Below are 12,246 nucleotides of genomic sequence, written 5' to 3'. Positions count from 1 at the left end.
CAATTAGTATTAAGAACTTAAAACGAAGCGCTCCCTGCGCTCCTCAATCTTTCCTTCGACTGTGCTTAAGTACTCGTACGAGATCTTGTGGTTTGCTTACGCAGTCACTGCTTGCTCGGTTAACTGGACGTACTCTTCACGTAATTTGGCTTCATTTAAGCCATATTTGGCGGCGGTATTTTCGAAAAATGGTGTCCAGTGACTCGCTAGCACTTCTACTTCTTCGGTTTGCGCTTTTAAGCTGTAATAGCCTTTTTGACCAGGCATACGTGGTGCGCCTTTGCCGGGTAAAGCTTGAGTTGATTGCACTGCTTTAGTAAAGCGATCGGCCTTAGCCAGTACTTCGCCAATTGGACCAAAGTGGCTTGGGTCAATGGCAATGTAGTAAGAGCCACCTACCGAAGGTTTGTCGGCATCACCACTCAAGTAGTCAGTTAGCGTTGGCATCTCTGGCGCAATAACACCCAGCGGATTAATAATGGCGGTGAGCGCCTCGTTCCAAAGGTTTAGTGAGTAAACACGAGGATCAGTCATGTTTTGGTAGCAAGATTGGTCAAACACTCGGCCATAACCTTCAACTGGTCGCGCATATGGGGCTAAATCGTTGCCTAGCTCACCGGTGTTTGGATCAATCACCGAATCTGTAGGTACTTTGGTGCCTTGCAAAGCAGCCTGTGCAGTATGGCCATCGTACCATTCACATAACTTAACGCTGGTCCACACTGGCGCTTCTTCACCAGAAGGGGCAATTGCATCAAAAGGAGGAACCGACAGTACGTTACCCATGCCACCATAAGGTGAATTCATAGGTACTGAGTTATTAGAGGTTTGAGCAAACATGTTTTGCTCGTGGGCCATCCACGCATAAGAACCATAGCTACCTGCGTCGTTGTGGTTACCGCCAAACACAATCGCAATGCCGTGTTTTTTAGCTTTAGCAATGGCAAGCTCAGCCATTTTGGTTACGGTCCAGTAGCCGCTAGAGCGCTTACCGTCAATCACTGCCCAAGTGTCACCTTCATTAACCACTTCAGGCTCAGCTTTAATATTTAGCTCACCGGCTTGAAAGGTAAGGTCAATCGCTTCATAAACACCTAAACCTTGGTTTAGTTTGCCTTGGCGAATGCCGGTCATAAGGGCGCTTGCTACTGCATTTGCGTGTTCTTCGCTGGCGCCAGTGGCCTGCCATACTCGCTTCAAAGAAAACTCCATGAAGCCCGCATCTACTTTTTTGGTTTGAACTTGTGTGCTCATAATCTGTCTCTCTTATTGGCAATTAACAATGTGTATCTTGTTGACGAGAGCCAGTTTACTTAAAGCCCAATAATCTCGAAGTTACACACTGGATCACAGAGCAAGAAAAGAATAAACGCAATAAATACAGAAGCTTAGAAAAGCGAAGCTCAAAGTAATTACAGGTAACAGTAAGTAACAGCAGCGAGCCTTAGTAGGCGCCGATTGCTACTTTGCTAAACGACTGTTAGCTAATAACTTTGTAGGGCAAGGCGCTATATAAACGAGCAACAAAATGGCAAACTATAAGCGAATAATAAGATGAAGGTGGTAAGCAGTGGCTAACGGAAAAAATTTGGACTTAAACAACCAACAACACCAAATACTGATCCGCGAACAATTGGAGCGCATAGTTGAGAGTAGCGTTTTCGAACAAAGCCCCAAGATGAAAGAATTGTTGAGCTATTTGGTAGACCAAACCTTGCAAGGCAATGGTGAGCGCTTAAAGCAATTTACCATCGCCATTGAAATTTTTGACCGCGGCGTCGATTTTGATCATCAATCTGACCCTATTGTCCGCATCCAGGCGGGTCGAGTTCGCCGCTCTCTCGACACTTATTACTTCACCGAAGGTGCCAACGACGCACTTTACATCTCTGTGCCTAAAGGGCGTTATCTGCCTAGCTTTAAGCTGCGTAGTGAACAAGACCTTGCCCCAAAAGCAAACGCTGCGGTTGCAGAGCCAGCAGAAATTGAAAGCCTAAGCCCCAGCATAACTGTGCTGCCCTTTCTATCCCTAGCAGAAGACAACCAACAGCAGTTTTTTGCCGATGGTTTTAGCGAAGAGCTCGCCACCGAACTATCACGTTTTGATACGCTAAATGTGGTGTCGATGTATGCCATGGGAGATACCAGCTTTGATATCAACACGGCCGCCGACATTAGCCAAATAGGCAAGCAGCTTAATGTGTCTTTTATCACCAGTGGCACAATGCGCGCCTTAAACAACCAAATGCGCATTCATGCCCGTTTATATCGCAGTGATACCGGACAACAAGTGTGGGCCGAAAAATACACCTGCGACATGTCTACCCACGATTTGTTTGAGGCTCAAGATCAGATAATTGCTGAAATTGTGGCAGAGCTTGCCTCAAGCTTTGGCATTATTCATCGCGAAATCTACCAAAGCTGTAACCACAAAAAAGTTACTCAGCTTTCTACCTACGAAGCCACTTTGCGCTATCGCCATTACTTAATGACCCTTAGCAAAGAGCACTACCATCCTGCCTTAGAGGCTCTGCAACAAGCCACTGAACAAGAGCCAGAGTTTGCTTTGGCTTGGGCTATGTTAGCAGTGCTTTATTTTGATGCCGACAAGTTAGCGATGGCCGATATTGCTAACGCAAGCGAACTAGGCTTTGAATGCGCCCGTAAAGCGGTAGAACTAGACAGTAATAACCAAGAATGCCAAATGGCTTTGGCCATGGGCTACCTAAGCCGCGGTGATCAAGCAGGCCTTGTTGATGCGGTAAATAAGGTAGTAACACTTAACCCTAATGCCGCTTACCAGGTGGGTTTAGCTGGTTGGGCATTATGTTTAGCCGGAGAGTTTGAACAAGGCAGAGAATTACTGGCGAACTCGAAAGCACTTAATCCTTTTCGTCCTCCTTGGTTTGCCTTGGCTGATATACTTTACTTTTACACCGAACACGATTTTGATCAGGCCTTTAAAGCTTTAGACCAATTCTCGCTAAGTAAACTTTATTGGCAGCCATTGCTTCGCTGCGTATTACACATTGAAAAAGGTGAATTTGCTCAGGCCAAATCCGCTTACTTAAAAGTGCTTGAGCTATGTCCAGACTTTAATCAGCGACGCGAGTATTACCTAAGTGCTTACTTGGTTTGTCCAAACTTAAAACAGCAAGTGACTACCGCATTAGACAAACTTTAACCCCCGCTTGAGCGGTGTATTCCTGATACTCCGCTCAGCTTTCCAACACTTGAATACCAATCACACTAAGTGAATGTTTAGAAATAACCCTGGAAAACTACTCGAGTATTTTAAGCAGATAAAATGACCCCTTATTTAGTACGATTGGTATAAACATTTATGCGACTAGACAAATTTATTTGCAAAAGCACTTCGCTAGATCTTGTTGAGGCAAGGTTAGTAATTAGTCAGGGGCAAATACAGGTTAACCAACAAATCGCTACTGATGCAGCAGTTCAGGTGCACGAAAACAATCACATTGAATTGCTTGGGAAACGCTTATTTGCCCGCCCCTCTCAGTATTTTATGATTCACAAACCTGCAGGCTGCATTTGCTCAAACAAAGACGAAGCCTACCCATCGGTATTTAATGCAGTAGGACTACAGCAAAGTGAACAACTGCATGTTGCCGGACGCTTAGACGCCGATACCACCGGTTTGGTCCTAGCCACCGACGATGGCAGATGGTCATTTTCAATCACTCGTCCCGAGCAACATTGCCCAAAAGTTTATCAAGTAAAGCTTGCTAAACCCATTAGCGAAAAAGCCATTGAACAACTCGAGCGAGGCATGCTTCTGCAAGGAGAATCTAAAGCCACTCTACCCGCTTTAGTTAAAACTTTAAGCCCCACCGACGTTGAACTAAGTATTTACGAAGGCAAATTTCATCAAGTGAAACGAATGTTCGCCGCTACCGGTAATCGCGTTAAGGCTTTGCACCGACAGCAAATTGCCGACATTGTATTAGACATTGCACCGGGTGAATGGCGAGCACTAAGCCAACAAGAAATAAACTGCTTTTCTTAGACTTATCTAAACAAACGTAGCTCTAACAGCTATATCTCAAAGTTAAAAGCAGCAAGGCTTTCAATACTATCTTTAGCTTGGGCTTTTTCTTTGCCCTCACGTCGATTGCGATTTTCAATCATTTTAGCGTGTAATGCATTTAGCTGTTCACTGGCCGTGGTAACAAATAGAAATGGCAGAATGGCGTGTATTAAACACACTAGCGCAGCATAGGCCAATTTTATGGCAAAACCCGCTGCAGCAAACAAATGCTCAAGGTAGCTTTCATTAACACTATTAGGATGCTCGCTAAATAAACGCTTTAAATAAACCAACATAAAAACCGCCACTAATTGTTAAGGTGTTGTTAAATGATACGTAAGGTAGAGCAGAAACGACTTGCGAGTTAGTGAATCAACTAGCAGCAATTAGCAAAATATTTCCACCAAATCCAATTAGCTTGGTAAAAACCACCAATATAAAAGGCACTTAAAATAATAAGTGCCTTTGCTTAAATAATGTGGGCCTTTAAAGCTTAAAGTTCGCTGGTCGACTCAGTGTCATTAAAAGTAGCGCGCTGAATAGCCACTTTGGGTTTCCTCACTAAGCAAGTTAAGCCAACCAGCAGGGCAATAATACTAACCACTGCCACTAAACTGGCTAAGGAGCTCCAACCAAAACTATCAGCACTAATGCCACTAAGCACATTGCCACCGGCATAAGCACCGGCGATAGCAAACATTAGCAAACCTTGGGTCATGCCCGCCCCTGCACGAGAAGCTTTAGCAGCAATGGCTGGCTGCACCATATCTACTGTTGTTACTCCTTGTAAATAAACCAAATACAAGGCCAAAGGCAGATATGCCGCAAGTTGATCCGCGTAAATGGCAAGCCCCGCTAGGCCAATCATCACCACAACTTTGGCCACTACAGCCAGCAGCCATACTTTCTCGCCACCTACTTTTGCCATGGCTTTGCCCACTAAGGATAACAGCACTAAACTCACTACTGCCGATACCGACAAAGCCACCGATGACGAAGCCGCGTCAATCTTAAAGACTTCGGCCATATAGTTAGGAAACTGCCCGGTAATAACGCCCTGGCCAATAGATACAAAGAATATCGCTAACAAAATCAGACCAAAGCGAGAACACAATACCTCTGTTATTCCCCCTTGAGCATCACTGTCGTCTTCGCTTGCAACCTTTATTCTGGCAGCAGCTTGCTTGTTACTTGCAGCGGTTACTAGCAAAGCAAATGCTGCCACCGAAAACATAACAATAAACTGCACAACATAAGAGACACCCGCTTCGGTGAGTGCCGCTAAGCCTAAGCCCGCTGCCAACGATCCAACAATAGCCACCTGATTAAGCAAAGTAAGCTTGGAGGCTTCCTCTTCTGCTTCATAACCCCCGGAGACGATAAACGCCGGGTTAATCATCAGAAGGGAAGCGGAACCCAAACCTAAAAACACAGCGGCCAACAAATGCAGCATAAAACTAGCGCCCGATAGCGCAAAAATCAGAGCAGCAATAGCAATGGCCGCTAAACCAATTAACTGGGCTGCGCGATGCGCGCGATATTTGTCGGCAAGCCCACCCAGCACGGGCGCCAGCAAACCCGACAAACCTAAAATCCCCATCGCAATGCCCACCTGGGTAGCACTGCCGGTTTTATCAAGAATAAAAGTAGGAATTAGAATAGGGATAAATACCATTTGAATAATGCCGTAGCATAAGTGTGCGGTATACCAAGCCTCTAAACCCCACTTAGGTGGTTTATTCATAACGTACTCCTAAAACACAAAAGCAAAAGGCGACATTGCTGTCGCCCCATTTATTACAGGCTGGCTTTACCAAAGGCTTGTGGCCACTGTGTTTTGCGTTTTTCGCCATTACGTTTTGCGGTGCAATCTGCTAACCAGCAAAGCAGTTTCCAGCTAATGCCCGCCGCAATATAGCCATCGCGCTTAGACATATCGTGTTGTGGGGTGTACTCCACCACATCGGCACCTACTAAGTTAATGTTGCCGTGTTTACGCAAGTAACGAATGATGTCCCATACTTGGCGCGATTTAAGACCAAAAGGTTCAATGGCTGAGTTAGACGCATTGTCGGTTGCATCTAGTGCATCCAAATCAAAGCTAAAGTAACAAGGGCCGTCTCCTACTCGTTTTAAAATGCGCTCTGCTATCTCGGTGGTGCCCAAGTCAAACACATCGTCTGAGCTGTATGTTTCTACACCAAAGTTTTTAGCGTGTCCGCCCACTAGTGCAGTCATACGACCGCGAATACCCATGGTAATCATGCGCTCAGGATCTAAGTTCCCCTCGGCAAAGTTACGGGTAAATTGGTTGCCCGAGTGATAGGGATATTCAAAATCAGCAAAGGTAACTAAGTCGTAGTGCGCATCAAAGTGAATCAAGCTTAATGGGCCAAACTTTTTGCCCAAAGCCGCAATAGGTGCGTAGCTAGTGGTATGGTCGCCGCCCCAAGTAAAGGTTACGCAATCGTCTTCCAGTACAATTTTCTCGTACTCATCAACAATTTTTTGCACTTCGTCTTTCATATCAAACTGGCCGTAGGTATCAATGTTTCCGTAATCAACAATGCGTGCATTATCAAAAGGAATATCCCAGCCACCCGTTGGGCTTGGCTCAATAGTACCCATGGCATTTTTAGACAGTTCACGTAAGGCTTTTGGCCCATATTTATGTGAGCTATTCATAGGCGCCGCTTTTTCTAAAGGCTGACCCACCACCACAATATCGGCATTTTTAGTATCACGAGAGAACGGCGCCATAAATGCACCCAAGTATTCTTTGTTTAGGTTACCTACCACCTCAAGGCCTACACCGCCCATCTCACTAATGCGCACTAAGTGCTCCATTACTTCTTGGTCAATGCCATCAATGCTTTGCGAGTTAAGCCACAAGTCTTGGTACTTTGCTAAACGCTCTGCAGGAATTGGCGGATGTTTTTTAAAAGTAGATGTAGTCATTGTTTTAGTCTCCGGTTTAAATCAGCAGCTAAGCCTTTAACTTAGCGCTGTTTGTTTTGACGGAGCCATTGTGAATTTTTGGGCAAACACAAAGAAGTAAGTTACTGGAGTAACTCGGTGACAAGAGGTAACACTGAGTCCAATTGGTAAGTACACAAGATGTTCAAATAAATACAGAAACGCTAGGAAGTTTTCTAAGCTTTCCCCTGTCTAAATAGATAGTTGGAAATTAACTACGCATATAGATAGGCATCATGAGACTAAACTATGCTAAACAAATAGAAGTTGAATTAAGAAGGAAAGAAGAACTGTGAGAAATCTTATTGAATTAATGACTTATAAGATTGGGTGGCGACCCTACCAGCCACATCCCGGCACTCGAGTCGTCTGCTGCGGTTGCTCCCTTCCGGGCCTGGCCGAGTTCACAGAGTATCAATGCGGGAGGACCAATAGGGCCACCATAGATGAGCTTCCGAAGAAGCGAGGCTATTCTCGCTTAAGCCTTGTTGTTTTGCAAACGCTAAAAGCGCTTTTTAGCCCCGCAAAGCGTTTGTTTGCTCAAGTTTTAATCCTTCTTAGTTTAATTTCTTCGCCGCTGGCCTTGGCTGAATCTTTTGATCACGCGCAGTGGGGTGGATTGCTAAAAGAATACGTGCATTGGCCTGTGGCTAATCAAGAAAGTCGAGTCGACTATGCTAACTTTGATCAACAAGAGTTACAGGCTTATTTAGACAAACTGGCGAGCATTAGCCAAAGCGAGTTTGATGCTTGGTCTAATAACGAGCAGTTGGCCTTTCTTATTAACGCCTATAACGCTTATACCGTGCAGTACATTCTTAGTGCTTACCCCAATATCACGTCTATTCGCGATCTAGGTAACTTATTCCAGTCACCTTGGAAGAAAAAACGCTTTTTGTTATTTGGCGAAAAGGTAAGCCTTGATCATATCGAGCACGACATTATTCGCCCCGGTTACAATAACCCGCACATTCATGCCGCTGTAGTATGCGCTGCAATTAGTTGCCCTCCCCTGCAGAGCGTGGCATTTACTGGCGAAGCGGTTGAGCAACAACTCACTCAAGCGTTTAGAGAGTTTTTGCAGAGTGATAAAAACTATTACGACGCAGACAAAAATCGCTTATACCTATCGTCTATATTTAAGTGGTATAAAGGCGATTTTGAGGGTGGCCTTAATAGCTACTTAAGCCAGTATGCGGCAGAATTACGCATTAGCCCTGAGCAAGTAAAACAGGCTAAGATTTCTTACTTGGATTACGATTGGTCGCTTAACGATCATCGATAGCAATGTAGTAAGTTGTAGATACAAAAAAGCCCGCTATAGCGGGCTTTTTCATTTGTGCTAAGTGCTTAGAACAAGCATTTAGACAAATCATACAACTCTTCGTTGAATGGGCGTTTCATGTTTTCAATACAATCGATGATGTCATGATGAACCATCTTGTTGTTTTGAATACCGATACAACGTCCACCTTCGCCATCTAGCAGAAGGTCTACAGCGTAGGCACCCATACGGCTTGCCATTACGCGGTCACGACCTGTTGGCGTACCACCACGTTGAATGTGGCCAAGAATGGTTGCACGCGTTTCGCGGCCAGTGGCCATTTCGATACCAGCGGCTAATTCATTCACATTAGTAATGTGCTCGGTAATAGCAACAATAGCGTGTTTCTTACCTTTTTTCTGACCCTCTTGAAGGCTGTTCAACAAGCCTTCGCGGTCAAAGCCTTTTTCAGGAATAATAACGTACTCTGCACCACCGGCAATGCTAGCTTGCATGGCTAGGTCGCCGCAGTAGCGGCCCATAATTTCGATAACAGAAATACGGTTGTGTGAAGAAGAGGTATCGCGAATACGGTCAATCGCGTCGATAACCACGTTTAGCGCAGTATCGAAGCCAATGGTGTAATCAGTACCTGCAATATCGTTATCGATAGTGCCCGGCAAACCAATACATGGGAAGCCCATTTCAGTTAGCTTTTTCGCGCCCATGTAAGAACCGTCACCGCCCACTACTACCAAAGCTTCGATGCCGTGCTTTTTCATGTTCTCTACTGCTACTTCGCGAGTAGCTAGTTCTTTAAATTCTGGGAATCGCGCTGAGCCCAAGAACGTACCGCCACGGTTGATAACATCAGAAACGCTGTAACGATCCAACTTTTTAATGTTGTCTTCGTATAAGCCCATGTAACCGTCGTATACGCCGTATACTTCAATATCTTTAGATAACGCACTACGTACAACTGCACGTACCGCAGCATTCATACCAGGAGCGTCGCCGCCACTTGTTAAAACACCAATTTTCTTAACCATCATTCCCTCACAAAGCTGAACTGACCAAAACTTACGTAATAATTCAACAATTCCTTCGCGTCTGCCTTTTAATGCTTATTGCTTTTATTGGCTTAAATAGACGACGCGAAACAACAAAATATTCTTTTAACAGTACTAGAATCGGCGACTTCACAATTTCTATTCACTGTTTTAGTGAGCGCGCATTTTGCCACGCCAAGGGTAAAAGTTTTATGACCCTAATCAGATAACGCCCACATTTTGAAACAAATTTTCATCCTTGTCCAAGTTTAATCACAAGGCTTGCCTCGGATTATAGAAGGAATTTGGCATTCTGCTTATTTTGAACAATTAAGCGGCAAACAGGTTCAAAAGCCAAAGTAAACACTTCACCTTTCCTTCACATTTGTGTAACATTGCGCCCTCAAACTTGTGCCGACCATAAGGTCATAAGTTTGATCATCGTATATATAGGGAATCCCATGAAGACTGATCTTCAATATGCTATCGAACGAAACGTAGCGACCAATCGCCGTGCAGTAGAAAACTACAACTTACTACGCCAACAAGAGCAAAATCTTGCTGCCGAAGCACTAGAGTTAGTATTAGACAGCGAAGCCTTAAGCAACAACTAAGTTGCTTGTAGCACACATAAAAAAGGGGCCAAGGCCCCTTTTTTAGTTTTTATTTGGAATCTTTTACCGGTTCTATTGCATGCAAACCCGGCGATAAGTGAATAACCCCGTCAGCATCGTTATCCAAAGACAAAATATTGGTTTTGCTGATACGGTGACGATAAATCTCACGAAGATACTTAATCGCATTTTCAACATTTTTGAAATCTAAACGAATATCGTTAATTGATACAAATTTGTCGGCTTCGCCAATAAGCTCGCGGTACTTTTTCTCGTACATCGGCTTAATCGCATACCAGTTGGTATCTAAGATTTTCGCTGGGTTTTCAAACTCCCACAAAAACTCTTGTAACTCTTCTGGCTTAAACTCATCTTGGGTAATAAAGCGCAGAATTGCTTGGTCGATGTCATCGTTGTAGCGATACTCTTCTTTGGCAAAACAACGTTTAATGTATGCAACCACTAGAGTTAAAAAGTCATCACTCAAACAGGGGCTTTTGGCTACCAAAGTCGTTAACGACAAGTTTGCCGAAGCACCAATTACCAATGCATAACGCTTCAAAGTTGTATTAGGGAACAGCTTATTGATGTGAACTTTAAGCTTGTTTAAGTCCATAAACGACAGCTTGTAGTCTTTTGGCAAAGAGATAATAGAAATAACAGACGAACAGTGTTTGAAGAAGTGTAAGTCGTTTAACTCTTCTGCGTTGTATTGGCTGTCTTGATATCTTTTCAGTGACTGCTTATAGCGCTGTGATTCGATAGGTAAAATACTGATGCCTTCAATGGCTTGAGTATCACGATTAAAGTGCGGTAAATCGATAGAGCGGAAAAACAGCTCATCAATGTCCACATCGTCATTTACCGACTTATTTACTACGCTCTCTGCGTAAGCTACCGCAACAGGACCCGCCATACTCATGAACAAATCGTTTGCATCTAGGCGCACGGTTTCTGAAATATCAATGCCCGCACGACGGAAGTAGTTTTCGTCGTAATCGGTAGTAACTGCTTGCGCGGTTAAGATATTGAATATTTGTTGAGATATATACTGGTTGGCATATTTCTCCATGGTGTTTACGTCAATATCTTTGCCATTGTCGCTCTCTTCTTGCTCTACATAACGCATAATGTCGTTGGAAATCAGCATCATAGAGTTCCAAGGGCGGATCCGCTTCATCACGTCTTCTGGCGCATCGTTACTTTCGCGCTCAACGTTATAGGAGAAGTCCCACTCTTCTGAGAGGTACTTACATAACAAACGACCTGCGTTGATATGTAGCGCTTCAGACACCTCGATACTACTACCTGAGATGTTTGGCAGGATACAAATGCCCGAAGTAAAGATAGGTTCAAAAACAAAAGAATCGCGTTTATCGGGCTGATTAGACGGCGATACTTGATAATCAAAGGTTTTACTTAAGTAAGAAAACTGCTGCGCAAGGCCAAACTCAGATGCCATACCAGAACCGGTACCACCACCCGCACTAAAGATATAGAAGTAAAGGCGCGATTGGTTAGCTTTAATACCGCAGGAGTCAACCAAGTAAGAATGAATGTGGCGCCAATCTTCATTTCTAAAGCTGCTAGTTTCTTTATTAAGAATAATTTTAGCAAGGTACTGGCCTAGAATTGGCGCGTTACCTGCGCCTCCGGCGTGTACTTCAGACAAGTCCATCAGCTGAAGTTTCTTATATTCATCTAGAAACTTTTGACGACCCGCCTGTGAGGAATACTTAATACGACCAGCAATGTCTTTATCTAAATCGCCTACCAGAACTACTGGTTCAATTAAAAATACTGGGTTGTCACCGTTACCGCTATCCAGTGGCAAATGATTTTTAATCCAGCGCATGGGTTTAAACTCACGTTCCTGAGCGAGTTGGTCTTGATACTCCAGCTCGTTAAGGTAGTGATTTCTGGAGTTGTATACCAAAGTGGCTACATCAAGTGCTATGTTTGATCCGCAGCGACCAAGGCCAATTAAGCAAACAGAGGGGAAACTTTGTTCTAATAAGTCTTTCTCTTCAGACAAATTAGGAAAGATATTCTGTCTAACTTTATCGAGGTTACCTAGAATTTTCTCTAGGCTGCTCTCTGTGTAATACAAATGTTCTATAGGAAGAGAATCCTTCATAGTTCATCCTTGTCGTTAGTCTAGTAATTATTTTATTTTTATCCCTTCATCCTTGTTCATTCATCGCCTAAAAGCAAGTTATTCAGCCCCTTAACAATGGTTATTGTGATAATAGTAAGTCGCTTACAAATCTGGGCGCTTATACCACCAAAGAG

At 44.0% G+C, this 12,246-nt stretch carries 10 protein-coding genes and 1 other RNA gene; 4 read left to right on the top strand and 7 right to left on the bottom strand.

From position 1 onward, the window contains the following. Positions 1-96: 96 nt before the first annotated feature. Positions 97-1,254: an Ldh family oxidoreductase gene (locus G6R11_RS13325; protein ID WP_163133564.1), complete on the bottom strand. Its 1,158-nt coding sequence runs from the start codon at positions 1,252-1,254 to the stop codon at positions 97-99. A 316-nt stretch (positions 1,255-1,570) separates the two neighbouring features. Here G6R11_RS13325 and G6R11_RS13320 point away from each other — a divergent pair, with 316 nt between their 5' ends. Then, entirely contained in the window at positions 1,571-3,184 is a 1,614-nt protein-coding gene (locus G6R11_RS13320; protein ID WP_163133563.1) for a transmembrane adenylate cyclase, read from the top strand. Between the two features lie 159 nt (positions 3,185-3,343). Then, positions 3,344-4,030: a pseudouridine synthase gene (locus G6R11_RS13315; protein WP_163133562.1), complete on the top strand. Its 687-nt coding sequence runs from the start codon at positions 3,344-3,346 to the stop codon at positions 4,028-4,030. Positions 4,031-4,059: 29 nt separating this feature from the next. Here G6R11_RS13315 and G6R11_RS13310 read toward each other — a convergent pair whose 3' ends face one another. From G6R11_RS13310 to ffs, 4 genes are all read right to left on the bottom strand, one after another. After that, complete coding sequence (locus G6R11_RS13310; RefSeq protein ID WP_163133561.1) at positions 4,060-4,347, bottom strand: DUF6356 family protein; 288 nt, start codon at positions 4,345-4,347, stop codon at positions 4,060-4,062. A 197-nt stretch (positions 4,348-4,544) separates the two neighbouring features. Beyond that, on the bottom strand, positions 4,545-5,795 hold the full coding sequence (locus tag G6R11_RS13305; protein ID WP_163133560.1) for an MFS transporter: 1,251 nt from the start codon (positions 5,793-5,795) through the stop codon (positions 4,545-4,547). 53 nt (positions 5,796-5,848) lie between these two features. Next, positions 5,849-7,009 (bottom strand): arginase family protein, encoded by a 1,161-nt coding sequence (locus G6R11_RS13300; RefSeq protein ID WP_163133559.1) that lies wholly within the window; start codon positions 7,007-7,009, stop codon positions 5,849-5,851. A gap of 355 nt (positions 7,010-7,364) precedes the next feature. Further along, positions 7,365-7,461, bottom strand: an RNA gene (ffs, locus tag G6R11_RS13295) — signal recognition particle sRNA small type. A 98-nt stretch (positions 7,462-7,559) separates the two neighbouring features. On the opposite strand from ffs, the gene G6R11_RS13290 reads away from it, so the two are divergent. Further along, the gene (locus G6R11_RS13290) at positions 7,560-8,312 is read left to right on the top strand and encodes a DUF547 domain-containing protein (protein WP_163133558.1); all 753 of its coding nucleotides are present in this window, start codon (positions 7,560-7,562) and stop codon (positions 8,310-8,312) included. Between the two features lie 65 nt (positions 8,313-8,377). Here G6R11_RS13290 and pfkA read toward each other — a convergent pair whose 3' ends face one another. Continuing rightward, the gene (gene pfkA, locus G6R11_RS13285) at positions 8,378-9,340 is read right to left on the bottom strand and encodes a 6-phosphofructokinase (RefSeq protein ID WP_163133700.1); all 963 of its coding nucleotides are present in this window, start codon (positions 9,338-9,340) and stop codon (positions 8,378-8,380) included. 461 nt (positions 9,341-9,801) lie between these two features. Between pfkA and G6R11_RS13280 the strand changes: the two genes are divergently transcribed. Beyond that, a complete protein-coding gene (locus G6R11_RS13280) occupies positions 9,802-9,954 on the top strand; it encodes a hypothetical protein (RefSeq protein WP_163133557.1) in 153 nt (50 codons plus the stop codon). 49 nt (positions 9,955-10,003) lie between these two features. On the opposite strand, the gene G6R11_RS13275 is transcribed toward G6R11_RS13280, so the two are convergent. After that, the gene (locus tag G6R11_RS13275) at positions 10,004-12,091 is read right to left on the bottom strand and encodes a hypothetical protein (RefSeq protein ID WP_163133556.1); all 2,088 of its coding nucleotides are present in this window, start codon (positions 12,089-12,091) and stop codon (positions 10,004-10,006) included. Positions 12,092-12,246: the final 155 nt, after the last annotated feature.

The sequence above is a fragment of the Agarivorans sp. Alg241-V36 genome, assembly GCF_900537085.1.
Classification (GTDB): Bacteria; Pseudomonadota; Gammaproteobacteria; order Enterobacterales; family Celerinatantimonadaceae; genus Agarivorans.
The sequence above is the reverse complement of the archived record's forward strand: the minus strand, read 5'-3'. Positions and strand labels throughout refer to the sequence as shown.

Bases quoted from the DNA above. Each gene is read 5' to 3' on its own strand.
- G6R11_RS13325 (WP_163133564.1), bottom strand. From the start codon at position 1,254: ATGAGCACACAAGTTCAAACCAAAAAAGTAGATGCGGGCTTCATGGAG.
- G6R11_RS13315 (WP_163133562.1), top strand. From the start codon at position 3,344: ATGCGACTAGACAAATTTATTTGCAAAAGCACTTCGCTAGATCTTGTT.
- G6R11_RS13310 (WP_163133561.1), bottom strand. From the start codon at position 4,347: ATGTTGGTTTATTTAAAGCGTTTATTTAGCGAGCATCCTAATAGTGTT.
- G6R11_RS13305 (WP_163133560.1), bottom strand. From the start codon at position 5,795: ATGAATAAACCACCTAAGTGGGGTTTAGAGGCTTGGTATACCGCACAC.
- G6R11_RS13300 (WP_163133559.1), bottom strand. From the start codon at position 7,009: ATGACTACATCTACTTTTAAAAAACATCCGCCAATTCCTGCAGAGCGT.
- pfkA (WP_163133700.1), bottom strand. From the start codon at position 9,340: ATGGTTAAGAAAATTGGTGTTTTAACAAGTGGCGGCGACGCTCCTGGT.
- G6R11_RS13280 (WP_163133557.1), top strand. From the start codon at position 9,802: ATGAAGACTGATCTTCAATATGCTATCGAACGAAACGTAGCGACCAAT.
- G6R11_RS13275 (WP_163133556.1), bottom strand. From the start codon at position 12,091: ATGAAGGATTCTCTTCCTATAGAACATTTGTATTACACAGAGAGCAGC.